At 56.5% G+C, this 25,728-nt stretch carries 21 protein-coding genes; 19 read left to right on the forward strand and 2 right to left on the reverse strand.

The window, feature by feature from the left end; translation table 11 throughout:
• The first annotated feature begins 37 nt into the window (after positions 1 to 37).
• The 3 genes from MHH28_RS03515 to MHH28_RS03525 all read left to right on the forward strand — a co-directional run bounded on the left by MHH28_RS03515 (position 38) and on the right by MHH28_RS03525 (position 2,449).
• Positions 38 to 481, forward strand: coding sequence for a hypothetical protein (locus MHH28_RS03515; RefSeq protein WP_405116819.1), 444 nt, complete (start codon positions 38 to 40; stop codon positions 479 to 481).
• A gap of 84 nt (positions 482 to 565) precedes the next feature.
• Positions 566 to 1,465, forward strand: coding sequence for a selenium metabolism-associated LysR family transcriptional regulator (locus MHH28_RS03520; RefSeq protein ID WP_405111862.1), 900 nt, complete (start codon positions 566 to 568; stop codon positions 1,463 to 1,465).
• 69 nt (positions 1,466 to 1,534) lie between these two features.
• Positions 1,535 to 2,449, forward strand: coding sequence for a PHP domain-containing protein (locus MHH28_RS03525; protein WP_405111865.1), 915 nt, complete (start codon positions 1,535 to 1,537; stop codon positions 2,447 to 2,449).
• 679 nt (positions 2,450 to 3,128) lie between these two features.
• Here the strand turns inward: MHH28_RS03525 and MHH28_RS03530 are convergent.
• Complete coding sequence (locus tag MHH28_RS03530; protein WP_405111868.1) at positions 3,129 to 5,015, reverse strand: NFACT family protein; 1,887 nt, start codon at positions 5,013 to 5,015, stop codon at positions 3,129 to 3,131.
• Between the two features lie 191 nt (positions 5,016 to 5,206).
• Between MHH28_RS03530 and MHH28_RS03535 the strand changes: the two genes are divergently transcribed.
• The 5 genes from MHH28_RS03535 (at position 5,207) to MHH28_RS03555 (ending at position 13,178) form a co-directional block, all read left to right on the forward strand.
• Entirely contained in the window at positions 5,207 to 8,017 is a 2,811-nt protein-coding gene (locus MHH28_RS03535) for a calcium-translocating P-type ATPase, SERCA-type (protein WP_405111871.1), read from the forward strand.
• Between the two features lie 115 nt (positions 8,018 to 8,132).
• Positions 8,133 to 8,969, forward strand: coding sequence for a diaminopimelate epimerase (dapF, locus tag MHH28_RS03540; RefSeq protein ID WP_405111874.1), 837 nt, complete (start codon positions 8,133 to 8,135; stop codon positions 8,967 to 8,969).
• A gap of 155 nt (positions 8,970 to 9,124) precedes the next feature.
• Entirely contained in the window at positions 9,125 to 10,861 is a 1,737-nt protein-coding gene (locus MHH28_RS03545) for a spore germination protein (RefSeq protein ID WP_405111877.1), read from the forward strand.
• Positions 10,851 to 12,053, forward strand: coding sequence for a Ger(x)C family spore germination protein (locus MHH28_RS03550; RefSeq protein ID WP_405111880.1), 1,203 nt, complete (start codon positions 10,851 to 10,853; stop codon positions 12,051 to 12,053). Before MHH28_RS03545 ends, MHH28_RS03550 begins: the two co-directional genes overlap by 11 nt.
• A gap of 24 nt (positions 12,054 to 12,077) precedes the next feature.
• On the forward strand, positions 12,078 to 13,178 hold the full coding sequence (locus tag MHH28_RS03555; protein WP_405111883.1) for a GerAB/ArcD/ProY family transporter: 1,101 nt from the start codon (positions 12,078 to 12,080) through the stop codon (positions 13,176 to 13,178).
• Here MHH28_RS03555 and MHH28_RS03560 read toward each other — a convergent pair.
• Positions 13,151 to 13,405, reverse strand: a complete 255-nt coding sequence (locus MHH28_RS03560; RefSeq protein ID WP_405111886.1) for a hypothetical protein — start codon at positions 13,403 to 13,405, stop codon at positions 13,151 to 13,153. The genes MHH28_RS03555 and MHH28_RS03560 overlap by 28 nt on opposite strands.
• Before the next feature lie 166 nt (positions 13,406 to 13,571).
• On the opposite strand from MHH28_RS03560, the gene MHH28_RS03565 reads away from it, so the two are divergent.
• The 11 genes from MHH28_RS03565 to rlmN all read left to right on the forward strand — a co-directional run bounded on the left by MHH28_RS03565 (position 13,572) and on the right by rlmN (position 25,724).
• Positions 13,572 to 15,446: a bifunctional homocysteine S-methyltransferase/methylenetetrahydrofolate reductase gene (locus MHH28_RS03565; protein ID WP_405111889.1), complete on the forward strand. Its 1,875-nt coding sequence runs from the start codon at positions 13,572 to 13,574 to the stop codon at positions 15,444 to 15,446.
• A 38-nt stretch (positions 15,447 to 15,484) separates the two neighbouring features.
• Positions 15,485 to 16,375: a YicC/YloC family endoribonuclease gene (locus tag MHH28_RS03570; RefSeq protein WP_405111891.1), complete on the forward strand. Its 891-nt coding sequence runs from the start codon at positions 15,485 to 15,487 to the stop codon at positions 16,373 to 16,375.
• Between the two features lie 52 nt (positions 16,376 to 16,427).
• Complete coding sequence (remA, locus tag MHH28_RS03575) at positions 16,428 to 16,688, forward strand: extracellular matrix/biofilm regulator RemA (protein WP_006209218.1); 261 nt, start codon at positions 16,428 to 16,430, stop codon at positions 16,686 to 16,688.
• A gap of 18 nt (positions 16,689 to 16,706) precedes the next feature.
• Positions 16,707 to 17,276, forward strand: a complete 570-nt coding sequence (gene gmk, locus MHH28_RS03580; RefSeq protein ID WP_173126280.1) for a guanylate kinase — start codon at positions 16,707 to 16,709, stop codon at positions 17,274 to 17,276.
• A 55-nt stretch (positions 17,277 to 17,331) separates the two neighbouring features.
• Positions 17,332 to 17,532, forward strand: coding sequence for a DNA-directed RNA polymerase subunit omega (rpoZ, locus tag MHH28_RS03585; protein WP_405111905.1), 201 nt, complete (start codon positions 17,332 to 17,334; stop codon positions 17,530 to 17,532).
• Between the two features lie 239 nt (positions 17,533 to 17,771).
• Positions 17,772 to 19,004 carry a bifunctional phosphopantothenoylcysteine decarboxylase/phosphopantothenate--cysteine ligase CoaBC gene (coaBC, locus tag MHH28_RS03590; protein WP_405111908.1) on the forward strand — a complete coding sequence of 411 codons (1,233 nt, stop codon included), beginning with the start codon at positions 17,772 to 17,774 and terminating at the stop codon, positions 19,002 to 19,004.
• Entirely contained in the window at positions 19,004 to 21,535 is a 2,532-nt protein-coding gene (gene priA, locus MHH28_RS03595; RefSeq protein ID WP_405111911.1) for a primosomal protein N', read from the forward strand. Before coaBC ends, priA begins: the two co-directional genes overlap by 1 nt.
• A gap of 109 nt (positions 21,536 to 21,644) precedes the next feature.
• Complete coding sequence (gene def / locus MHH28_RS03600; RefSeq protein ID WP_405111914.1) at positions 21,645 to 22,130, forward strand: peptide deformylase; 486 nt, start codon at positions 21,645 to 21,647, stop codon at positions 22,128 to 22,130.
• 5 nt (positions 22,131 to 22,135) lie between these two features.
• On the forward strand, positions 22,136 to 23,077 hold the full coding sequence (gene fmt / locus MHH28_RS03605) for a methionyl-tRNA formyltransferase (protein ID WP_405111917.1): 942 nt from the start codon (positions 22,136 to 22,138) through the stop codon (positions 23,075 to 23,077).
• The gene (gene rsmB, locus MHH28_RS03610) at positions 23,074 to 24,534 is read left to right on the forward strand and encodes a 16S rRNA (cytosine(967)-C(5))-methyltransferase RsmB (protein ID WP_405111920.1); all 1,461 of its coding nucleotides are present in this window, start codon (positions 23,074 to 23,076) and stop codon (positions 24,532 to 24,534) included. Before fmt ends, rsmB begins: the two co-directional genes overlap by 4 nt.
• Before the next feature lie 149 nt (positions 24,535 to 24,683).
• Complete coding sequence (rlmN, locus tag MHH28_RS03615) at positions 24,684 to 25,724, forward strand: 23S rRNA (adenine(2503)-C(2))-methyltransferase RlmN (protein ID WP_405111923.1); 1,041 nt, start codon at positions 24,684 to 24,686, stop codon at positions 25,722 to 25,724.
• The last annotated feature ends 4 nt before the right edge of the window (positions 25,725 to 25,728 follow it).

Here is a 25,728-nt window from a genome sequence, read left to right on the forward strand (position 1 = left end):
ATAAGAGCATGCCAAGACCCTTTTTACGTGGAGTGTGATGACTATGCAGGGCAAGGGGATGGACTGGTGGGGGGAGTACGAGCCCTTCCATATCATGCTGAATAATTACGGGATTGCCGATATCGTGCTGACCCGGCATGCCAAGAGCCGTTATACGGACCGGGTAGCGGCTGAGGACAGTGCGAACATTGAGGTGACCGCCTGGATCTGGCAGGCTCTGAAGCAGAACCGGCTGAGGCCGTACTCGAGCAGTGACTATAATGCCTATCTGATCGATAATGATACGGTGATCGTGGCTGATTTCAGGCAGCTTGAGGGCGTGACGTCCCTCTCCGGAGAGCCGCTGTATGTCATGGTAATCGTGTCTTTTCTGGGCAAAATATCGGTGACTCCGCAGCTCCGGGATCTCAAGAGATACTATTCCTGGCTGCGCCATTCCCGGCGCATGAAGCTGTCCAAGAAACGCCGCAGGCGCAAGTAGGATATGTTGAACGAGGGAGGCATGCGGCTCAGGGCTGCGTGCCTTTTTGCTTGAAATCTGGAATTAGCGAAGGAGTAAGGCTCTATGAATTTTCATCAGCTTCATATTTTCTATACCGTATCGGAAAGGGGCAGCTTCTCGGCGGCGGCGCAGACTTTGCATATGACCCAGCCTGCGGTGACCATGCAGATTCAGGCGCTGGAGGATTATTTCGGAACCAAGCTGTTCGACCGGTCCACCAAAAAAATCATGCTCACCGAGGCCGGTCTGACGCTGATGCCGTTCGCGGTGCGCAGCATGCAGCTGATGCGCGAGACGGATCAGGCGATGTCGGCCTTCACCCACATGCTGGAGGGCCGCCTGATGCTCGGAGCCAGCCTGACCATCGGCGAATATGTGCTGCCCCGTCTGCTGGGGCCGTTCGGCAAGGAATATCCGAACATTTCCATTATGATGAAGGTGATGAACACCTCACAGATTATGGATGAGATTCACAAGCATCAGCTGAATTTCGGGCTGATTGAAGCGCCGGTCTCCCACCCGGATATGGTGAGTGAACCGGTCATGGGCGATGAGCTGAAGCTGATTGTGCCCGGGGATCATCCGCTGGCCGCTCAGGGGGAAGTGACGCTTGCACAGGCGCTCGCCTATCCGTTCGTGCTGCGTGAGCGCGGCTCTGGCACACGGCGGGTGATGGAGGAGCAGCTTGAGGCTAACGGGCTTGATCCTGCGGCAATGCAGATTGTGATGGAGCTGGGCAGTACAGGGGCGGTGAAGTCGGCGGTAGAGGCAGGGCTGGGAATTACGATTATCTCGACATCCTCGGTCAAGCATGAAGTGGCGCTCGGCCTGCTGAAGATTGTTAATCTGGCGGATGCTTCATTTAAGCGGCAATTCTATGCCATTCATCTGAAATCGACCTTGCTGCCGATCTCGGCGGTAACCTTCCTGAGCTTCCTGCGCCAGCATGCCGGTGGACAGTAACAGATAGGAGCAGCCGTGTACAGCTACAAGAAAGCACGTATAACCTGAATGAAAGAATGGAGGAATTCTATGGTATACCATAATCATCCCGGCAGAGCATCAGAGGCTGCCGCGTCAGGGACAGCGAGCCCTGCTGATACAGCCGGCAGATGCGATCTGCATACCCATACCCAGGCTTCGGACGGCATGCAGCCGCCGGCGGAGAATGTGCGGCTTGCCTATGAGGCAGGCTTGGCAGGGGTAGCGATTACCGACCATGATACGGTCAGCGGTGTGGCGGAAGCACTGGAAGCGGGCAAGCGGTACGGGATTACAGTGGTTCCCGGTGTAGAGATCAGCACCCGGCAAGGCGGTAAGGAGATCCATGTCCTCGGTTACTATATCGACACGGAGCAGGAGCTGCTGCTGTCCCGGCTGGAAGAGCAGCGAAATACCCGGCTTGGGCGCAATGAAGCGATTCTGGAGAAGCTGCGCGGACTGGGCATTGCGATCACCCTGGAGCAGGTAGTGTCCGGGCTTGGCCGGGAGCTGAAGCCGGACGAGAGCATCGGCCGCCCGCACATTGCAGATGAGCTGGTCCGGCTGGGTGCGGCCGTGGACATGCGGGATGCCTTCGACAAGTATCTGGGCGAAGGTGCGGCGGCGTATGTCTCGCCTCCGCGCATTACACCGGAGACGGCCTGCCGGTGGATTCGTGAAGCCGGCGGTGCGGCAGTGCTGGCACATCCGGGAATTTACGGAGATGACGGACTGGTGCGCAGCATTGTGGAACAATGTGACCTGGACGGCATCGAGGTGTATCATTCCGACCATGGCCCGGCAGAGCATGAGCGCTATCTTGCGCTGGCTGCGGAATTCAGCCTGCGGGTTACCGGCGGCTCGGATTTCCACGGTGCGCGGCAGGGGGTAGTATTCCACGGCGATATCGGCAGTGTGAGTGTGCCAGCCGCTGTGCTGGAGCAGCTTAAGGCTGCTAGAGGCTGACCGCAGGGCACAGAGCAAAGGGCATAGGATACACGAAACAGGATACAAAAAAACTGACACAAGGCACCAAACCACAGGACACCAAACCACAGGACACCAAACCACAGGACACCAAACCACAGGACACCAAAAACCCAATAAAACCTCCCTCCCTTAGCGCAGGCGCTACAGGAGGGAGGTTTTTTGTAGGAGCAATCCCTACTGTTGGTAAAGTGCATGAGCAGTAAGAGGAAACCACCTGCTATTGTGTGTTCGGTTTTGCGCATACATGGTGCCGATTACCTTTGCGCGAGCGGAATATATTCGGTTTTCCACATACATTTCGCCCACGCGTCTTGAGCGAGCCGATTGTGTGCTGTTTTCCGCATACATTTGACCCACGCGCCTTGAGCGAGCCGATTGTATGCTGTTTTCCGCATACATTTGGCCCACGCGCCTTCACTCGAGCCGATTGTATACTGTTTTCCGCATACATTTGGCCCATGCGCCTTGAGCGAGCCGATTGTATGCTGTTTTCCGCACACATTTGGCCCATGCGCCTTGAGCGAGCCGATTGTATGCTGTTTTCCGCACACATTTGACCCACGCGCCTTGAGCGAGCCGATTGTATGCTGTTTTCCGCATACAATGTGCCAGTTACCTTCGCGCGAGCTCAATTTGTTTGCACACTACTGGAGCCTTAACTCCGCAGCACGCTTGGGAGCTGCTTGATCCGTTCTTCATCCGGTGTGACGAACAGCGTCCGCTGATGATCGTAGATGACGAAGCCCGGCTTGGCCCCGCTTGGCTTGCGTACATAGCGGATCAGGGTGCAATCCACCGGCACGCTGCTGGATTGCTTAGCCTGGCTGTAATAGGCGGCGATCTGGGCGGCCTCCTCCAGGGTGGCATCTCCGAATTCCTCGCTGCGGATCACCACATGCGAGCCGGGAATATCCTTGGTATGCAGCCAGGTATCGTTCGGTGAAGCAAGCCGGTTGGTGACATATTCGTTCTGCAGATTGTTTTTGCCGACATAGATATCCACCCCTTCAGAGGAAGTGAACACCTGCAATGTGGGTTTGGCGGCCTTCTTTTTCTTCTTGCCTTTTTTGCTGCGGTCGCGCAGATAGCCTTGGCTGACCAGCTCCTCGCGGATCTCCTCGATGTCATTCAGTGAAGCATGAGCCAATTGCTGGAGCAGCAGCTCCATGTAGGCTATCTCTTCGTGTGTCTTCTGGACCTGCTCGCCGATCACCCGCAGGCTGTTCTTGTACTTGTTATACTTCTTGAAATACCGCTGGGCATTGTCCGTTGGGCTTAGCAGCGGGTCGAGCGGAACGGTAATCTCCGCCTGATTCTCGTCGTAGTAGTTCACCAGTGTTGCTTCCTTGTCGCCTTTGTTCAGGGTGTGCAGAGAAGCGAACAGCAGCTCTCCCCAGATCCGGAACTGGTCTGCATCCTCGGCTTCATTCAGATCCTTTTGCAGGTTGGCCAGCTTCTTGATATTCTTGCTGCGCTCGTTGCTGAGGAAGCGGAGAAGGTCGCTTACCCGCTGCTTAACCGTATCCTTCTCTGCCTTGTCTCCGTAATAATCCTCCAGGCACAGGCTAATCGAGCTGTAATGCTTCACATTCCCGCTCATCAGCTTCAGCGGAATAGCCGAAAAGATCGGCTTGCCCTTGACGTTCAGCCCGGTGACCGGAGCGAATTCCTGCTTCCTGACCGGCTCCATCACGGAATGGAAAGCTTCCCACAGCTGCACTGGCTTATCCATCACGCTGCGGTAATCTTCAGCTTCGCCGCCTGTCTCCTTGTACCGGTGGAGAATCTCCCCGGCAATCAGCGGACTTAGGCCGCTGAAGGCATGGACCAGCCATCCGGCCGGATCGGCTGAAGGGGCGGGCCCGCCGGAGCCGTCAGCCTGCGGTGCTTCCAGAGAGGCCAGCAGTCCGGCGATCTCGCCCTCGATCATATCCTCCTGAGGCTCGGGCGGATGCTCAGCGGCGAAGCGGGCCGCTTCCTCTGCCGAGGCCATCAGGGTGAGAAAATCGGTCTGGCTGATCTGCAGGGGATTCAGCTTATGCTGCTGCGGCGGCTGGGTATAGGCCGCTCCCGGCATAACGACCCGGTAGCTGCTGATCGATGGGGTGACATGATGAATGCCGTCGATAATCGTCCCCGTGGCCAGCTCGGTCAGAATGATATTGCTGTGGCGTCCCATCAGCTCGATGATGATTTTTTTGGCCGAGACATCCCCCAGCTCATCCCGGGTTCTGATGGTGATATGAATAATCCGCTCAAGCCCCACCTGGGTAATGCTCTCGATGGTGCCGCCTTCACAATGCTTGCGCATCAGCATGCAGAACATCGGCGCTTCCGCCGGGTTGATGCTGCTTCTCTCAGTCAGGTGCAGCCGGGGGTACGTCGGGTTCGCTGACAGCAGCAGCTTGCCGCCGCCGCCCGCACCGCGCAGAGTGAAGATGAGGTCATGTGTGCTGGGTTGATATATTTTGCCGACGCGTGCACCGATGAAGGGCTGAAGCTCGTGCACGATCGCTTGGGTAACAATGCCGTCTAATGCCATGATAAGTTTCTCCTGTCGCCTGATAATAAAGTACTCCCTCTATGATGCCATACTTTTACCGGTTCACGCAAAAGGAGAAACCTAGATGCGGTGATATTTTGGGACGACCATGAATACACTTGGACATGAACAGGTGGAAAAGCTGTGCGCCGCCGGAAGTCAAGAAACGACCGGGAGGGGAAAGATTAGTCATGGAACAAAAAAGCTGGCACCGGCTCGGTGCAGAGGAGCTGAAGGAGATGTTCGGCGTAGAGCCTGGAACGGGTCTAAGCGCCGAGGATGCCGCCGCAAGACGCAAAGAGAGCGGGTACAATGAGCTGTCCGAGGGCAAAAGGGTATCGCCTTTTACGCTGTTGCTCAATCAGTTCAAGGATTTCATGGTACTGGTGCTGATGGGGGCGACCCTGGTATCCGGCCTGCTCGGCGAATACTTAGACGCCATTACGATTGTCGCGATTATTCTGCTTAACGGGGCACTCGGGTTCGTGCAGGAGTTCCGCGCCGAGCGTTCGCTGCGGGCGCTGAAGCAGCTCTCCGCGCCTACGGCCAAGGTGATGCGCGGAGGGAAGCAGGAGGTGCTTCCGGCCAGAATGCTGGTTCCCGGAGATATCGTCCTGCTGGAGAGCGGAGACCGGATTCCGGCAGATGTCCGCTGGCTGCAGTGCAGCAGTGTCTATGCCGAAGAGTCGGCGCTGACAGGGGAATCGCTGCCGGTCTCCAAGCATGCCTCGGCGATCTATGCCGAAGAGATCCCGCTCGGCGATCAGAAGAATATCGGCTTCATGGGCACAATGGTGACCCGGGGAACCGGCCGGGCAATGGTCATCCGCACCGGCATGGCTACCGAGATGGGCAAGATTGCCGATCTGATCCAGAATACCGAATCTCAGGAGACCCCGCTGCAGCACCGCCTGGAGCAGCTCGGCAAGATTCTGATCTATGTCTCACTGGGGCTGACCATTGTGGTGGTCCTGGCAGGAATTCTGCACGGCCAGCCCGCAACGGCCATGTTCCTGGCCGGGGTGAGTCTGGCGGTAGCGGCAATTCCCGAAGGACTTCCGGCGATTGTGACGATTGCGCTCGCGCTGGGTGTCCAGCGGATGATCAAGCGCAAGGCGATTGTCCGCAAGCTGCCTTCGGTAGAGACTCTCGGCTGCGCCTCCGTGATCTGCTCGGATAAGACAGGAACCCTGACGCAGAACAAAATGACGGTCACCCGGCTCTGGAATGCCGGACGGACCCTTGAGGTGTCTGGAGAAGGTTATGCTCCGGTCGGCAGTGTGCTGCAGAAGGGCCGGCCCGTTGATCTGAAGAACGACCAGAGTCTCCGGCGCATGCTTCAGGTGGGCGCATTATGCAGCAATGCAGAGATCTATGAGAGCCTTCCTGATACCCGCAGCAAAAAGAAAGGCAAAGGCGCAGATGCCGATAAAGGATCTAACGCCCAGCCGGTCTGGGAACTGAAGGGCGATCCAACGGAAGGTGCGCTGGTCGCTTTGTCAGCTAAAATGGGACTAACTGCCCAGACTCTTGCCGTAACCTATACCCGGGAGACGGAGTTTCCGTTCGATTCTGAACGCAAGCTGATGTCGGTGATTGTGAATCATCCCGGCGGACGGATGATCTGCACCAAAGGCGCACCCGATGTACTGCTGAACTGCTGCACGTATATGCTGTGGGAGGGCGGAGTCGTGCCTTGTACGCCGACCTTGCGCCAGAAGGTGCTGGAGGCCAACGAACAGATGGCTTCCGGCGCGCTGCGTGTGCTGGGGATGGCTTACCGTGACCTGCGGAGCGGAGAAGTGGCCGGCAGCGAGAAGGAAGCGGAGAGCCAGCTTGTCTTCGTCGGGCTGGCCGGCATGATTGATCCGCCGCGCAAGGAAGTGCGTGATGCGATCAGCGTAACCCGCCGGGCGGGCATCAAGACGGTCATGATCACCGGCGACCATGGGACAACCGCCGAGGCCATTGCCCATCAGCTCGGCATTCTGCAGCGCGGCGGCACGGTTCTGACCGGGAGCGAGCTTACCCGGATGGACGATGATGCGCTCGACAAGGTATCGGACCATGTCTTCGTTTATGCCCGGGTATCGCCGGAGCATAAGCTGCGGATTGTGAAGTCGCTGCAGCGGCACGGCCATGTCGTTGCGATGACCGGCGATGGTGTGAACGATGCCCCGGCGATCAAGGCGGCCGACATCGGAATCTCGATGGGCATCACCGGGACGGATGTGACGAAGGAGGCGTCGGCCCTGGTCCTCGGGGACGATAACTTCTCGACCATTGTGGCGGCCATTGAAGAGGGGCGGAATATCTATGAGAATATCCGCAAATTCATCCGGTACCTGCTGGCCTCGAATGTCGGCGAGATTCTGACCATGTTCTTCGCCATGATGCTCGGGCTGCCGCTGCCGCTGGTACCGATCCAGATTCTGTGGGTCAATCTGGTTACAGACGGCCTGCCCGCTATGGCGCTGGGGGTAGACCAGCCGGAGAAGGATCTGATGGAGCACAAGCCGCGCGGGGCGAAGGAGAATATTTTTGCCCGGCGTCTGGGCTGGAAGATTGTCAGCCGCGGGCTGCTGATCGGCCTATGTACCCTGGCGGCCTTCTGGTTGACGCTGCGGATTGATCCGGGCAGTGCCCAGCAGTTAATCCGTGCGCAGTCGGTTGCTTTTGCCACTCTGGTCATGGCTCAGCTTATTCATGTATTCGACTGCCGCAGCTCCCGCTCGGTATTCTTCCGGAATCCGTTCCAGAACAGATATCTGGTCCTTGCGGTTCTGTCCTCTGTGATCCTGATGCTGGCTGTAATGTATCTGCCTGTGCTTCAGCCTGTGTTCAAGACCGTTCCGCTCAGCTTCCGTGAATGGTGTCTGGTACTGGTGATGGCCGGAATCCCGACCTTCCTGATGGGAGCGGGCAGCGTATGGGGCGGCAAGAAGAACCGCAGCCGCAGCGGCGGACGCCAGATGATAAAAAGTACAAAGTTTTCAGCATAAAATCAATAGCCTCACTCCACTCCGATAAGGTATGCTGGTTTCACTGAGAAGCTTGGTTTATGATGAGCCGGGAATGTGAATACAGCTGATATTATTTATAGGAGTGGACCTGACAATGGAATTTACCAAAATGCACGGTTTGGGCAATGATTTTATTATCGTATTCGGTGAGGATGAGCTGCCGGGCAATGCCCCGGAGCTGGCTGTTACGCTGTGCAACCGGTTCTTCGGCATCGGCGCAGACGGACTGGTATACATTCTCCCTTCGGAGCGCGGCGATTACATGATGCGCATCATGAACTCCGACGGCTCGGAGGCAGAGCAATGCGGCAATGCGATCCGCTGCGTCTCCAAATATGTATATGAGCAGGGTCTGGTGGAATCGGAGCAGATTGTCATCGAGACGATTGGCGCCGGGGAACAGAAGGTCTCCCTGAAGGTAAAAGACGGCGTTGTGGAAAGTGTAACGGTGGATATGGGTGAGCCGGTCCTGTCTGGGCCGCAGATTCCTGTAGCCATCGATGCTGAGCCGGTGTTAGACCAGCCGATTGAAGCAGACGGCACAGCATTCCGGTTCACCGCCGTCTCCATGGGGAACCCTCATGCGGTTATTTATGTGGACGATGCGGTATCGTTCGACCTCACTACCTGGGGGCCGAAGCTTGAGGTTCATCCGCTCTTCCCGCGCAAAGTAAACGTGGAGTTCGCCACTGTCCGCAGCCGCGGCCATGTGGACATGCGCGTCTGGGAACGCGGTGCCGGTCCTACGCTGGCCTGCGGAACAGGTGCCTGCGCTACCCTGGTCTCCTCCGTGCTGAACGGAGTGACGGACCGCTCGGCGGTCATCAGCCTGAAGGGCGGCGATCTGTTCATCGAGTGGAACGAGGAAGACAACCATGTCTACATGACGGGGCCTGCGCAGGTTGTATACACAGGTTCGGTGGATATCTGATACCGTGATAGATCCATAACAGCATATACAGAATGCCCCGCGAGCCGGTAGCTTGCGGGGCATTTTTATGGAGATGGAAGCACACCGATACAGCCCTTGTAACAGGAATGCAAATCTGTTTCTGCTTGTTGCCCTTAGGGGAGACCGGCCGAATAATGGCAGGGATATCCGCGAATAATAGAATTCTGGATGAATCAGGAAGGGATGAAGCGGAGATGAAGTCAGGGTCAAACCGAAAAGCGCAGGCAGCAGGAACAGGCTCTACAGCGGACCAACAGCCAGGCAGTGCCCCTCTGGGCCTGGCGGATACCGTATCCCAAAGTCTGATCAACCTTCAGACCGAGCTTGGGGGCAGCCCGGATCTCAAGATCCGCAGAGTCCGGATTGGCGGAGACAGCCGGATAGAAGCGGCTGCCGTTCATCTCAGCGGCCTGGCAGATACAGCGGCTGTGAATGAATTCGTGATCGGGTCTCTGCTGGACAATACGGGTGAACTGATCCGGGACAAGCCGGAGGACGGGGCCGGTACTTCTAATGAACAATCTCCGCTTCCGCAGGCCGTCCTAAGCCGCGCCCTTGTCATCGGCGATGCGGTTCTTCAGGAGGAATGGAAGGAGATCATGCTGGCCATTCTCTCCGGGGACACTGCGATCCTGCTGGAGGGCTGCCTCGAAGCGATCATTTGTGATACCAGGGGTGGTGAACAGCGGGCGGTCAGCGAGCCTTCCTCACAGCTCGTGGTCCGGGGGCCGAAGGATGGGTTCGTCGAGTCGGTGGCTACGAATATTTCCCTGATCCGACGCAGAATCAAATCCTCCAAGCTGCATCTGGAGGTAATGAAGATCGGTTCAGAGACACATACCCATGTGGCCCTGATGTATATGAAGGGAGTGGCCGGGGAAGATTTGGTCCAGGAGGCCAGAGATCGCCTGCGTAAGATTACCTTGAATGAAGTGCTGGAGTCGGGGTTTATAGAAGAGCTGATCCAGGACAAGACGTTCACACCGTTTCCTACGATATACAACTCGGAACGGCCGGATGTGGCTGCAGGCAATCTGCTTGAAGGCCGTGTGGTGATTATTGTGGACGGGACCCCGTTTGTACTGATTCTTCCGGCGGTCTTTACGCAGTTTTTTCAGTCTGCCGAGGATTATTCCCAGCGGTTTGATATAGCCATCTTGATGCGACTGGTACGTTATTTGAGCTTCCTTGTCCTGATTCTGGGTCCTTCGATCTATCTCGCGCTGACCACCTATCATTATGAGATGATTCCGACCACGCTGCTGATTAATCTGCTCTCCCAGCGGGAGAATGTGCCCTTCCCGGCATTTGTGGAGCTGCTGCTGATGGAGACGGCATTTGAGATTCTCCGTGAAGCCGGGGTGCGTATGCCACGCGCCATCGGGCAGACAGTATCTGTGGTCGGAGCGCTAATTCTGGGAACGGCGGTGGTAGAGGCCGGAATTATTGCGCCAATCATGGTTATCGTCGTTGCGCTGACCGGGATTGCCAGCTTTGCCGTTCCGGCGTATAACATGGCGATTGCCGGCAGAATTATCCGGTTTGCTTTTCTGATTCTGGCGAGTCTGTTCGGCTTCTACGGAATTACGCTGGGTCTGATTGTTCTTGTGGCCCACATGAACAGCCTGCGGTCGTTCGGCGTACCTTACCTGTTCCCCTTCGTACCTCTCTCTGTCAACGGGCAGAAGGATACCATTCTCAGACTCCCGCTCTGGGTCGTAGGGAGTGACACAACACCGAAGCAGATGAGTAAGGAGCTGCCGGAGTATATGCAGTTAACCACAGGCCATGAAGCGCAGCAGGCACCGCTCATTCTCAAGAATAATACTTCTGCAAAGCAGAAGAAGGAGGGGGAGACCGGTGAGAAATAGATCGTTCTGCCTGAGCCTGGCCCTGCTGCTGGCCGTTCAAGTGCTGCTGACAGGCTGCTGGGACAATGTTGAGCTCAACCGGCGGGCCATTATTTCCGGGATAGCCATCGACAGGGGGGACTCGGAGACGGAGAAGTACAAGATTGCTTTTCAAGTGATTGTGGCTGAGGAAATATCCGGGGAGAAGAGCAGGGGGATCTCGCCGGTTGCTCTATACACAGGGATAGGCCGGACTATGTTCGAGGCGCTGGCGGACGCTTCACGCCAGACGGCACGTTTCTTATCGCTGGGACATGTGCGGGTACTGGTGATCTCCGAGAAGTTTGCCCGCGAAGGCATCAAGGACATACTGGATGTACTGGAACGGGAGAGTGATACCCGGCTCAACAGCGAGATCTTTATCTCTAAGGGACAGCCTGCGCGTGAATTGATGTCTACAATGACAGTGTTCAGCAAAATTCCGGCCAATGACCTGGTAGAAAAGCTGGAGACGACCTCCAAGCAATTCGGGTATAACTTCAGGATGGCGGTAGATGACGTAATCCGGGGAATTCAGATCAGGGGAGGCGGTCCGATCATCAATGGGGTATATACGAGCGGAGACCGTGAACAGGCAGGCAGCAATGACAGCCTGAAGAACATTGAACCCAAGACGATCCTGAGAGTCTCCGGGCTGGCGGCATTCAAGGATGACAAATTGAAGGGCTGGCTCGCGGGCGATGCCGCGCTGGGCACTGTTCTGCTGCATAACAGGCTCAAGGAATATCCAAGCCTGATCAAAGACAAGGAGGGCGGTTATTTATCCTTCAATATCTACCAGTCCCAGGTGACGCTGAAGGTCCGGTCGGCAGACCCGGAGCATCCCGTCATTACTGTCAAGGTCACCCAACAGGCGGCGCTCAAAGAATCTCCGAATACGCTGGATCTTACGTCTCCCCGGGTCCTGGATGAACTGTCGGACCAGCTTACAGAAGAAACGGTGAAACAGATTAAGGCGGCTGTAAGTGCTGCAAGGGGATTTAAGAGCGATTATCTGGGCTTTGGAAAAGCACTTCAGCGTAAGAACCCCAAGGGCTGGAAGAAGATAAAGAATCATTGGGAAGAGGTATTTACCACCTGTGGAATCAGAATCGAGGCGGATGTAGTCATCCGGCAGACGGATATGCGCAGCAATTCTTTTCAAATCCAATAAGTTTATCCGGGAGGAGATTCAGGGATGGGGAAGGTCAAAATTGGATTAGGTGAGTTTTTTTGCTTGACGGTTCTGTTTGAGCTGGGCACGGCGCTGGTTGTTAATCTGGGTATGGAGTCAGGCAGGGATGCGTGGCTCTCTATCCTCGTCGGCTGTGTGGCCGGGCTGATTGTGTTCACAGGGTATGCCTATCTGTACCGCAAGCAGCCGGATCTGCCATTTACAGCCTATACGCGGCAACTGCTCGGCAAATATATCGGGACCCCGGTAGCTTTGGCGTATATTGTTCTCTACATTAATCTTGCCGCCCGCGATCTGCGCGATGGCAGCACTATGCTGGCTATGTCAACTATGCACAACACTCCCCTATTCATCCTCAGTACCCTGATGCTTTTATCGGGAGCATATGTGCTGCATAAGGGACTGGAGGTGCTGGGCAGAACGTCCATGGTATTTGCTGTTGTGGTTATGCTGATCGGCCTGTTCGGTACCCTGATGCTGATTCTCTCGGGAACGATCAATCTGAACAGATTGTTGCCGGTACTTGAGAATGGAATCCAGCCGGTGCTGGCCTCCGTAATTCATCAGAACTATATGTTTCCGTTCGGGGAGATGGTGTGCTTCACGATGCTGATGCCTTATCTGTCCAATGTCAAAAAAGGGCCGTGGGTCATTGCCGCCGCCATGCTGTTTTCCGCGCTTTTGCTCAGCTTCACTATGGCTTTGAACATTTCAGTCCTGGGTGAAGACATTGTGGAACGTTCCCCGCTCCCGCTGATGCCGACGATCAGCAAGATCTCGATCTCGGATTTCATTCAGCGGGTGGATATTTTCGTGGTTATGGTGCTGATTATCGGAGTGTTTTTCAAAATGGCGGTATTCTTCGCTGCGGCGCTCGTCGGAATTTCAGAGCTGTTCCGGATGCCTTACCGGAGGATGCTCTATCCCTGTGCGCTGATCATTCTGTTCACCTCTATGCTGGACGCGCGCAGCTTCATTGAACATCTGGATGAGGGAGGGACCCTGCTGTACAGGGTATATCCCTATTTGATGGTCGCCGTTCCGGTGGTGCTGGTGATTGTAACGGCGGTCCGGGATCATTTCTCCGCCCCCCGGCCGGGCTGATTCCCGCGAATCCAGTAGATGATGTCGGGAATGATCAGCAGCAGCAGCAGTACTGCGGCAGTCAGCTTTTCGGACGCGGTGTATAGCAGATAGTTCAGGATGTAGCTGATATTCTCCGGGCCATAGCCCAGCATCCAGTCCATCAGGTACAGATATAACAGGGAGAGCGCAGACAGCAGGAGAATTACGGCATATTTGCGCAGCAGCAGCTTCCTAGTATTGTTCATTATTTCCCGGCTCCTTCTGCAAAGATTAACCGTAGTATGAATCATTTGCCGGACCGGCATACAAGAATAACAGACGGCCGCCCCTTTTGCCTGCTAAAGCTTATCAACCATCCCGATTTATGTTACATTAGTATGAAACTAATGTCAGTAAGGGGAGGTTCTTGCGGTGAAGCCGGATTTGCGCTCTGCATGGGAGAATAACGTGTTGGTCGGAGACGGAGCGATGGGAACTTTTTTGTATCAAAAAGGGTTCCCCGTCGGCATCTCCTACGAGGAATTGAATCTGACCTCTCCGGAGGTCATTGAGGATGTGCACCGGAGCTATATCAATGCAGGTGCTGTACTGCTGGAGAGTAATACCTACTCAGCGAACTACGACAAGCTGTCCAAGTTCGGACTGGAAGCCAAGGTGGCGGATATCAACCGTGCGGGGGTCCGCATTGCCCGCCGGGCTGCCGGCGAGAATGGCTATGTAGTCGGTGCCATCGGCTCGATCCGCGCCGGCAAACGGGCGAATCTGTCCTCATCCGAGCTGAAGAAATTCTTCACGCAGCAGATTGCCGCCCTCCTGGAGGAAGCGCCTGACGGAATCATGCTGGAGACGTTCTATGATGTCGAGGAGCTTCATCTGGCGCTGAAGGCTGTGCGTAAGCTTAGCGCGCTGCCGGTAATCTGCCAGTTGGCTGTGGATGATTCGGCGCGGACGCTTGACGGGTTAACCCTGCCTGAAGCCTTCCATATCCTTGAGCAGGACGGAGCGGATGTGATCGGCTTCAACTGCAACACCGGACCGAACGGAATCAAGCGTGCGCTGGGTACGCTACAGGGCAAGCTGGCGCTGCCGGTGTCGATCTATCCGAATGCGGGCGTAGCCGATTATGTAGACGGCCAATACCGCTACGGGGCATCACCGGAGTATTTCGGCCAGATGGCACCGGTGTTCGCGGATATGGGCAGCCGGATTATCGGGGGCTGCTGCGGCACCACTCCTAAGCATATCGCTGAAATCTCCGCTGCCTTGAAGGGCTATGTGGTGGAGCCGCTGCCCGAACCTGCTCCCTTCAATACGGCGGAGCGGATCGCGGTGCAGGAGCATCTGGCGGATGACGGGGGCCAGGAAGGCGGCGAACCGACGCTGGTCGATCTGGTCAAGGAGCGCCACACCGTGATCGTAGAGCTTGATCCTCCGCGTGATCTGGACATCGCGAAGTTCATGAAGGGGGCAGAGGCACTGCGCCGGGCCGGAGCCGATGCGCTGACGCTGGCCGATAATTCGCTTGCTGTAACCCGGATGAGCAATATGGCGCTCGGACATCTGGTCCAGGCCCGCACCGGGCTGAGGCCGCTGGTGCATATCGCCTGCCGCGACCGTAATCTGATCGGCACACAGTCGCATCTGATGGGCTTCGATGCCCTGGGGATTGACCATGTTCTGGCTGTGACCGGAGATCCCGCACGGTTCGGGGATCTGCCCGGCTCAAGCTCGATCTATGACCTGACTTCATTTGAAATTATACGTATGATCAAGCAACTCAACGACGGGGTGGCCTTCTCCGGCAAGCCGCTGAAGCAGAAGGCGAAGTTCGTCATCGGCGCAGCGTTCAATCCCAATGTCAAGCATCTGGACAAAGCGGTCGAGCGGCTGGAGAAGAAGATTGCCTCGGGTGCAGATTATATTATGACCCAGCCTGTGTATGATCCTGAACTGATTGCCCGGATGGCCAAGGCGACCGAGCATCTGGATATTCCGATCTTCATCGGGATTATGCCGCTGGCCAGCGGACGCAATGCAGAGTATCTGCATAATGAGGTTCCGGGCATTCAGCTCTCCGCCGAGGTACGCAGCCGGATGGCCGGACTTGAAGGCGAAGCGGGCCGGGCCGAAGGTGTCCTGATCGCCAAGGAGCTGCTGGATGCGGCCATCACCCATTTTAATGGAATCTATCTGATTACGCCGTTTATGTTCTATGATATGAGCGTGCAGCTCCTGGAGTATATTTGGGAGAAGCAGGGACGGAAGTTATCCCCCTTGTTTCGCTAGTAATAATCAATTACAATAGTGTAATGGATGTGATTCCGTTGTCATTTAGTATGACCGGATACGGTCAGTCAGCCCTGCAATACGGCGGACACAAGATAACGTTCGAGGTCAAATCGGTGAATAACCGGTACTGTGAGGTTGTGCTGCGGCTGCCCCGGGAATGGACGGGGTATGAGGATAAGCTGCGCAGGATGGTTCAGTCCCGTATCCGGCGGGGACGGGTAGATGTCATTATTAATAGAGAACTCACCGACGGGGCGGCTGACGCGCATGTGCTGGACCGCCGCATGGTGAACTCCTATCTTGCTGCAGCGGAGGTACTGAACCGGGAGTATGGCTTCAAGGGAGAGCTGTCCCTCCGCGATATCCTTGCTATGCCCGGTGTGATGGAACCGAAGGAAGAGACTGCTGCCGCAGACTCCTCCGGAGAACTTGCAGATCTACTGGAGCAGGGTCTCCGGCTTAGTCTGGAGGCCCTGCTGGAGATGCGCGGGAGTGAAGGCTCCTATTTGGCGGCGGATCTGACGCGGCGGCTTGACCGTCTGGAAGAGCTGCACGCCGGAATTAGCGGATATGCTCCCCTGGTTGTGGAGGAGCAGCGCGAGAAGCTGCGGCAACGGCTTAGCCTGCTGCATGACGGGAGCTTCCCGTGGGATGAGCATAAATTCGGCATGGAGATTGCCATTTTCGCCGACCGCTGCAATATAGACGAGGAGCTAACCCGGCTTCACAGCCATTTCGGCCAGTGCCGGGCCTTGCTGCTGGGCAGCGAACCTGCCGGACGCAAGCTTGATTTTCTCATCCAGGAGATGAACAGGGAGACCAACACGATCGGGTCGAAGTGCAGTCATCTGGCAGTTGTGAATCTGACGCTTGACATGAAGGCGGAGCTTGAGAAGATTCGTGAGCAGGCGGCGAATCTGGAATGACAGGAACCAGGGAGCAAGCAATGATGTTACTTATGGGGGGAACGACCGGAACATGGCAATCAAATTAATCAACATCGGCTTTGGGAATATCGTGTCAGCGAACCGTATTATTTCCATTGTCAGCCCGGAATCGGCGCCGATTAAGAGAATTATCCAGGAGGCCAGAGACAGGCATATGCTGATCGATGCCACCTACGGGAGGCGGACGCGGGCTGTCATTATTACGGATAGCGATCATGTGATTCTCTCGGCTGTACAGCCGGAGACTGTAGCTCACCGCCTGTCCAGCAAAGATGACGATAACGACGAATAACAACAAATGGAGTGTATTATGTCAAAAGGATTGCTGATTATATTGTCCGGCCCTTCCGGTGTCGGTAAAGGCACGGTATGCACAGCGCTGCGGCCGAGAATGCCTGAACTCGTCTATTCCGTATCTGCCACCACACGCTTGCCGCGTTCGGGTGAAGAGGACGGAGTCAATTACTTTTTCAAATCCAGAGAGCAATTCGCGGACATGATTGAAGGCGACAAGCTGCTGGAATATGCGGAGTACGTAGGCAATTATTATGGTACTCCGCGTGACTTTGTAGAGAGAACGCTTGAGAGCGGAAGAGATATTATTCTGGAGATCGAGGTTCAGGGAGCGCTCAAAGTCAAAGAGAAATTTCCCGAAGGCATCTTTGTATTCCTTCTTCCCCCGTCTATGGACGAGTTGAAGGACCGTATCCGCGGACGCGGCACGGAGCATCCCGATGTGATCAGCCACCGCATGTCGGTGGCCGAGGACGAGATCGGTTTGATCCGGCATTATGATTATGCCGTGGTGAATGATGAGATTGATCTGGCCTGCAAGCGAATAGAAAGCATTATTATCGCCGAACATTGTAAGGTCAGATGATCGGTTCTACAGGATTGGTCCATGTTCTACAGTAAAAGATGAAGAGGTGCCTTACATGCTATATCCATCCATTGACGAAATGATGACTAAGGTCGACAGCAAGTATTCCCTGGTAGTCGCTTCCGCCCGCCGGGCCAGAGCACTCCGTGAAGGCGGCAAGACCGATATCGTTGCGCCTAAATCGCATAAGTATGTCGGTGTTGCGCTTGAAGAGATCTATGAAGGCCGTATTACTGTAACGCGCGGCGAAGAATAGGACGGATCTGACGGCACAGGGCAGTAGTTGCCTGGTGCAATAGAGAATTCGTATATTTCCCGCTGAAATGGTGCCGCCTTGGATAAGGGCGGCAGAGCCATTTCTGCCGGGCAAGTAATCTTATATTTTGATAATAGCCCGTACCGGGCTGTTCCTGACAACCGGAAGGTTGTTATTTTTTTCTCTATCTATATGGAAAGGTTGAAGGTGCAAGATTCAGAAGCGGGGGGAGAACACTAGTGAAGAGCTTACAAGGGAAGTCGATTATACTCGGAATTACCGGGGGGATTGCTGCGTATAAGGCGGCGGCGCTGACCAGCAAGCTTACCCAGAAGGGTGCCGAGGTGCATGTCATTATGACAGCATCGGCCAAGCAGTTCATTACGGAGCTGACGCTCCAGTCGTTGTCGAAGCAGCGGGTGTACAGTGACACGTTCCAGGAACGCGATCCGTCCTCGATTTCACATATTGATCTGGCGGATGCCGCCGATCTGGTCCTGATTGCCCCGGCTACGGCCAACATTATTGCCAAAATGGCCCACGGCCTGGCAGACGATATGCTATCCACCACACTTCTGGCCACAACAGCGCCTATTATGGTCGCTCCGGCGATGAATGTCCATATGTATCAGCATCCGGCGGTCCTCAGCAATATGGATACCCTCTTTAACAGAGGCGTTCAGTTCATTGAGCCCGGGGAAGGGCTGCTGGCCTGCGGGTATGTGGGCAAGGGAAGGCTGGAGGAGCCGGAGGAGATTGTGAAGGTAGTTGAGAACTTTTTTGTGTTGCAGAAGGAGAAGACCTCCGGGCCGCTTACCGGCAAAAAAGTGGTGATTACCGCAGGAGGCACAGTGGAGCGTATTGATCCGGTCCGCTATATCTCCAATGATTCGTCCGGCAAAATGGGCTTCGCCCTCGCGCGCGCCGCGCGCGCCATGGGCGCTGCGGTGACTCTGATCGCAGCGCGTACCGACGAGGCACCGCCCCGTGATGCCGGAATCCAGCTGGTCCGCGTCCAGTCGGCACAGGAGATGCACGAGGCCGTTATGGACTGCTGGAGTGATTGCGATATTCTGGTGAAAGCGGCGGCGGTTGCGGATTACCGCCCGCGCGAGAGCAGTGAATCGAAGATTAAGAAGAGTGGCGACACCATGACGCTTGAGCTGGTGAAGACGACCGATATTCTGGAGAATCTGGGCCGAAGCAAGGATAAACAGTTCCTGATCGGCTTTGCCGCGGAGACCGGAAACGCTGAATTCTACGCCAGGGACAAGCTGATCCGCAAGAACCTCGACCTGATTGTGGCCAATAATGTGACGATGGAGGGCGCCGGATTCGGTACGGACACCAACATCGTCAAGGTCTATGATACTGAAGGGCTGGTGCTTGATCTTCCGCTGGCTTCCAAGGATGAGGTGGCACGCCGGATCCTGCGGCTGGCTGCGGACCGTGTTGCCGGAGCCTTATTATAATGGATATTGCCAAGGTCATTGTCGATGTTCCTGTACGCAGCACCGACCGGCCGTTTGACTATATTATCCCGGATGCACTGAAGCTGTGGATTGAAGTGGGCAGCAGAGTGGCCGTTCCGTTCGGCCCCCGCACAGTTCAGGGGTTCGTGGTGTCCCTAGAATCGGGGGAGACCGGCAGTGTCTCCCGGATGAAGCCGATTGTAGAAGTGCTTGATCTGCTTCCTCCGCTGTCGCCGGAGCTGGTGGAGCTGGCCGACTGGATGAGCCAAAGATACGCCTGCAGACGGATCTCCGCACTGCAGGCGATGCTTCCGACTGCCCTGAAGGGCAAAGCCGAGCGGCTGATCTCGCTCGGAGATACCGAAGAAGCGCCCGGCGCCCCCGCAGACGAGCTGTTCCCGCTCTTCCTGGAAGCGGACAATGAAGAGCAGCTGATCATCGACTTCGTAAGACGCCACAGCGAGGTATCCATGAAGCTGCTGACCCGTACCTTCCCAGAGGCTGCGGAGACGATCAAGTTCATGGTGCGGCGCGGCGTGCTGGCGGAGAGCCAGTCCATCAAGGATAAGATGGGCAAAAAGAAGCTCAAGGCTGTTGACCTGGCCATCGGCCTATCCGCAGCCCGGGAGTCGCTCTCCAGCTTCCCGGCGCGTTCGGCGCGCCAGAAGGAAGTGCTCTCCTACCTGATTGATATGGAAGCCATGCTGCCGATGCCGCTGAAGGATATTCTGGCGATTCTTCAGGTCACTGCGGGCACGGTCAAGACGCTTGCGGACAAAGGTTATATTGAGATAAGCGAAATCGAAGTCTATCGTGATCCTTACCGGGGACGGGACTTCAAGCCGAGTACCCCGCTTCCGCTGACAGCGGAGCAGGAGGTTGTCTACAAGCGGATTGTGGGCACTGTCGAGCAGCAGACGCATGAAGTCTTCCTGCTGCACGGGGTGACCGGCAGCGGGAAGACGGAGATCTACCTGCAGACGATCCAGCGCTGTATCGAGCAGGAACGGCAGGCTGTGGTGCTGGTGCCCGAGATTGCGCTGACTCCGCAGATGGTGGAACGGTTCAAGGGCCGGTTCGGGAGCGGGGTGGCTGTGATGCACAGCCGCCTGTCTGTCGGCGAGCGCTATGACGAGTGGCGCAAGATCCGTGAAGGCAAGGCGATGGTGGCGGTGGGAGCGCGCTCTGCGGTATTTGCCCCGTTCGCGAACCTGGGTCTGATTATTATGGATGAAGAGCATGAAGGCTCCTACAAGCAGGAGGAGAATCCGAAATACCATGCCCGTGATGTGGCTGTCCGCAGGGCAGAGCAGGGCGGGGCTGTTGTTATTCTCGGTTCGGCTACCCCTTCCCTGGAGAGCTATCATGCCGCCAGATCGCAGAGCGATATTCACTTCTCGCCGATTCTGCTGGAGATGCCAAGCCGCGCACTCGGTAATGAGCTGCCGAAGGTGGAGGTCATTGACATGCGGGAGGAGCTGAAGGAAGGCAACCGCTCGATGTTCAGCCGCAGCCTGCATGCCGCTCTGGTAAGCAGGCTGGAACGCGGCGAACAGACGGTGCTTCTGCTGAACCGCAGAGGCTTCTCGACCTTCGTCATGTGCCGGAGCTGCGGCTATGTTGCAGGCTGCCCGGAATGCGATATCTCGCTGACCTACCACAGCCGCAGCGACAATCTGCGCTGCCACTACTGCGGACACGCCGAACCCGCGCCCAAGCTGTGCCCCGAATGCGGCAGTGAGCATATCCGCTTCTTCGGAACGGGTACACAGCGGGTAGAGGAGGAGCTGGGCAAGCTGTTCCCCGGTATCCGGGTCATACGCATGGATGTGGACACGACCACGGAGAAAGGCTCGCATGAGAAGCTCCTGAACCAGTTCAGGGACAAGAAGGCCGATGTGCTGCTGGGCACACAGATGGTCGCCAAAGGACTAGACTTCCCCGATGTAACACTGGTTGGGGTCATTACTGCGGATTCTGCGCTTAATCTGCCCGATTTCCGGGCGGCAGAGAAGACCTTCCAGCTCTTGACGCAGGTTGCCGGTCGTGCAGGGCGGCACCAGCTCCCCGGCGAGGTAGTGGTTCAATCGTATACACCGGAGCATTATTCGATTATCCATGCCAGCGGGCATGATTACCGTTCCTTCGTCCGGGACGAGCTGAAGCACCGCAAGGAGCTGCATTACCCGCCCTATTGCCGGCTGATTCTGGTCACATTGTCGCATGAGCAGCTTCCGCTGCTGCTGAAGCTGGCGGAGAACTATGCGCTCAGCATCCAGGGCAAAGCCAGACAGCTGCGCTGGTACGGCAGCCTGGATAAGCTCTCTTCAGATGCGCTGGATCTGCTGGGACCGGTGGCTTCGCCGCTGCCCCGGCTGAAGGGCCGCTACCGGTTCCAGTGCATTATCAAATGGCGCGGTGCAATAGACGCCATTGCCCTGGCCCGCCAGGTGGCGGAGGAGCTGGAGGATTCCGTCCGCGATAAGGGGCTGCAGATCAGCATTGATGTTGATCCGCAGATGTTGATGTAATTCTCCGGCGTGTTACAATGGTAAGGCCGTTTCGGCGAGAAATAGAAGGATAATGTATAGCATGAACCATATACATTCTTATATTTGAACAAGGATGGTGTTAGTGTAAATGGCAATCAGGCTGATTGTGAAAGAACCGGATGAAGTATTGCACAAGAAAGCAAAGACGGTGACCACCGTTACCCCCAATGTACAAAAATTGCTCGATGATATGGCAGATACGATGTATGACGCGGAAGGCGTAGGCCTCGCTGCTCCGCAGGTGGGCATCCTGAAACGGCTGATCGTAGTGGATGCCGATGAAGAGCATGGATTACTGAAGCTGATCAATCCCGAGATTATCAGCATGGACGGGGAGCAGTTCGGACCCGAAGGCTGCCTGAGCATTCCCGGCCTGAACGGGGATGTCCGCCGTGCGGAGACAGTGACCGTACGCGGCCTGAACCGCGAAGGCGAGGAAGTGACCATTACCGGAAGCGGCCTGCTGGCCCGGGCTTTTCAGCATGAGATCGACCACCTGAACGGTGTGCTGTTCACGGACATCGCTGAGAAGGTCTATGAATATACGGCAGAACGCAGTGAAACTGAGGAGTGAATGAAATGAGAATAGTGTTCATGGGAACACCGGCCTTTGCGGTCCCCTCCCTGCGCATGCTGCTGGAAGAGGGCTATGAGGTAGTGGCTGTGGTGACTCAGCCGGACCGGCCGCAAGGCCGCAAGAAGACGCTGGTGCCATCCCCGGTGAAGGCGGCTGCGCTGGAGCTCGGACTGCCGGTCCTTCAGCCCGAACGGCTGCGCCGCCCGGAATCGGTGGCTGAGCTGGCTGCCTATAAGCCGGATCTGATTGTTACCGCCGCTTACGGACAGATTCTTCCGAGGAGCGTCCTTGAGATGCCGGAGAATGGATGTGTGAATGTCCATGGCTCCCTGCTGCCCAAATACCGCGGCGGTGCTCCGATCCAGCGCTGTATCATGAACGGCGAGAAGATGACCGGTGTGACGCTGATGTACATGGCGGAAGGCCTGGACACTGGAGATATGATCTCACGGGTTGAAGTGGCGATAGAGGATGAGGATACCTCGGGCACTCTGTTTGAGAAGCTTAGCACAGCGGGACGGGATCTGCTCAAGGCTGAGATGCCGCGTCTGGCAGCCGGCCGTGTGGAAGCTACCCAGCAGGATGACAGTGAAGCAACCTATGCCCCGAATCTAAGCCGTGAAGATGAACGGATCGACTGGAGCAGAGGCTCGCTTGATCTGTACAACCAGATTCGCGGTCTGGTGCCGTTCTCGGGTGCATTCACCCTGTGGAACGGCGAGACCTTCAAGGTGTGGGCTGCGGTACGGCCGCAGGCAGAGAAGGCTTCTGGCGGCAGCGCGGCTCCGGGCACAGTGCTGTCCGTGAGCGAACGCGGGGTTGAGGTGAAGACCGGCGACGGGACGCTTCTGCTTACAACTGTTCAGCCTGCCGGCAAAAAAGCAATGAGCGCTGCCGACTTCAGCCGCGGTGCAACCCTTGCGTCCGGCACGGTGCTCGGTTGAGCGCGGGCGGCAAGGGAGGGGGCGGACCGCGTCCGCGTACTCCAGGCAATCAGCCTGCGGCTTCCGGCAGAACGGGCAGACAACATACAGGCGGCAAGCCTGCTGCGCCGGCTTCTGCGCGTGAGGTTGCCCTGGGTATTCTTGTCCGCGTAGAGCAGCAGGGGGCCTATAGCAACCTTCTTCTGGGAAGCAGCCTCCAGAAGGCGGACCTTAGCCGGGAGGATACGGGACTTGCTACAGAGCTGGTGTACGGAACTCTCTCGCGGATGATTACGCTCGATTATGTCCTGGGCAGCTTCGTCAGCAAGGGGATTGCCAAGCTGGAGCCCTGGGTGCGGAGTCTGCTGCGCCTTAGCCTGTACCAGATCATGTATCTGGACCGGGTGCCTTCGCATGCAGCCGTAAACGAGGCTGTGAATATCTCCAAGAGGCGCGGCCATCAGGGCATCTCGGGTATGGTCAACGGAGTGCTGCGCAGTGTACTGCGGGCCGGAGACCTGCCAGTGTTGCCTGCGGGACTGAGCCGGGAAGAGCGGATCTCTATCCTGCACTCCCATCCCCTGTGGATGGTGCAGCGCTGGTCGGCGGAATATGGCCCGGATACGGCCGAAGCGATGTGTGCGGCGAATAATGAGCCGCCCGCAGTCAGTGTCCGTGTCAATACAACGATGATTAGCCGGGAGGCCATGCTGGCTGAGCTGCTGGAAGCCGGTCTGGATGCCGTCGAATCGAAGGTGAGCCCTGCCGGGCTGATTATTAGGGGCGGCGGCAATCTGGCACTGAGCTCTTGGTACCGGGACGGCTATCTGTCCGTTCAGGATGAGAGCTCCATGCTGGTAGCGGAGGTTGTCGCTCCCGAAGCCGGGATGAAGGTGCTGGACTGCTGCGCTGCCCCCGGCGGCAAAAGCGCCCATATGGGCGAGCTGATGAGGGACGAAGGCTCCATACTGGCCAATGACCTGCATGAGCATAAGGCCAGGCTGATTGCCGAGCAGGCAGCACGCCTGGGCCTGGACTGTATTACCACCGCAAGCGGCGATGCCCTGGAGCTGGGTGAAGCCCTCCAGCCGGAATCCTATGACCGGGTTCTGCTGGATGCTCCTTGCTCGGGGCTTGGGGTAATCCGCCGCAAGCCTGATTTGAAATGGCGCAAGCAGCCGGAGGATATTGCCAGCGTGGCTGCGCTGCAGCTTGAGCTGCTGCAATCGGTCTCCGGGCTGCTGAAGCCGGGCGGCGTGCTGGTCTACAGCACCTGCACTACCGAGCAGGCGGAGAACAGCCGGGTTGTCGCCGCTTTCCTGGAGCGTAACCCCGGCTTCGCGCCGGTCAGCTTCAAGTCAGCCGTCTGGGAACGGCTGGAAGGAACCGCCCTTGCTGCCGGTGACGGCATGCAGCTGCTTCCGCATCACTATGGCAGCGACGGCTTCTATATCGCCCGGCTGGAGCGACTCTTGTAATATAGCGATTGCCCAGGAATTACAGCTTCCCGCCCGCAGAGTCCTTCGCGCGGCGGGCTTTTCTTTTACCGGCTCTGAGTTTTGTGTTAAAATAGGAAGAATGAGAAACAATATGCATATAATTTATGAAAGCACAGGTGCACAAACCAATGAAACCTTTAATATATGATTTTTCTTTAGAAGAGTTGCAGCAATGGGCCAAGGACAACGGAGAACCGGCTTTTCGCGGCGGGCAGATCTTTGACTGGCTGTATGTGAAGCGGGTCAATGACTTTGAATCGATGAGCAACCTCTCGAAGGCGCTCAGAGCCAAGCTGGCAGACCAGTTCAGTATTGCCGCGCTCACTGAGATTACGAAGCTGGAGTCCAAGGACGGCACGGTGAAATTCCTGTTCGGTCTGCATGATGATCATGCGATTGAGACTGTTATTATGAAGCATAATTACGGAAACAGCGTATGTGTCACAACTCAGGTGGGCTGCCGTATCGGGTGTACCTTCTGTGCCTCGACCCTTGGCGGTCTGAAGCGGGATCTGACTGCCGGGGAGATCGTTGCCCAGGTCGTCCGTTCCCAGCAGATTCTCGATGCGCGCGGCGAACGTGTCAGCAGCATTGTCATTATGGGGACAGGCGAGCCCTTTGAGAATTATGACGCAACCATGAGATTCCTCCGTCTGATGATTCATGAGAAGGGCCTGAATATCGGCCAGCGCCATATTACCGTATCCACCAGCGGAATTGTGCCGAACATCTACAAATTCGCTGATGAAGATACGCAGATTAATCTGGCGATCTCGATTCACGCGCCTAACGATGCCCTTCGTTCCAAGCTGATGCCGGTGAACCGCCGCTATCCGTTCGACGATGTCATCGAGTCCCTGCGCTACTACCAGGCCAAGACGGGCCGCCGGATCAGCTTCGAGTACGCCTTGATCGGCGGCGTGAATGATCAGCCTGAGCATGCAGAGGAACTGGCGGGTGTGCTGAAGACCATGCTCTGCCATGTGAACCTGATTCCGGTCAATCATGTGCCTGAGCGCAAGTATGTCCGGACTTCCCGCAATGATATCTTTGAATTTCAGCGTATACTGGCCGACCATGGCGTGAATGTTACCATCCGCCGCGAGCAGGGCCATGATATTGCGGCCGCATGCGGACAGCTGCGCGCCAAACATATGGAGTTGGGGTGAGGAT

The sequence above is a fragment of the Paenibacillus sp. FSL K6-1217 genome (assembly GCF_045040735.1).
Classification (GTDB): Bacteria; Bacillota; Bacilli; order Paenibacillales; family Paenibacillaceae; genus Paenibacillus_AQ.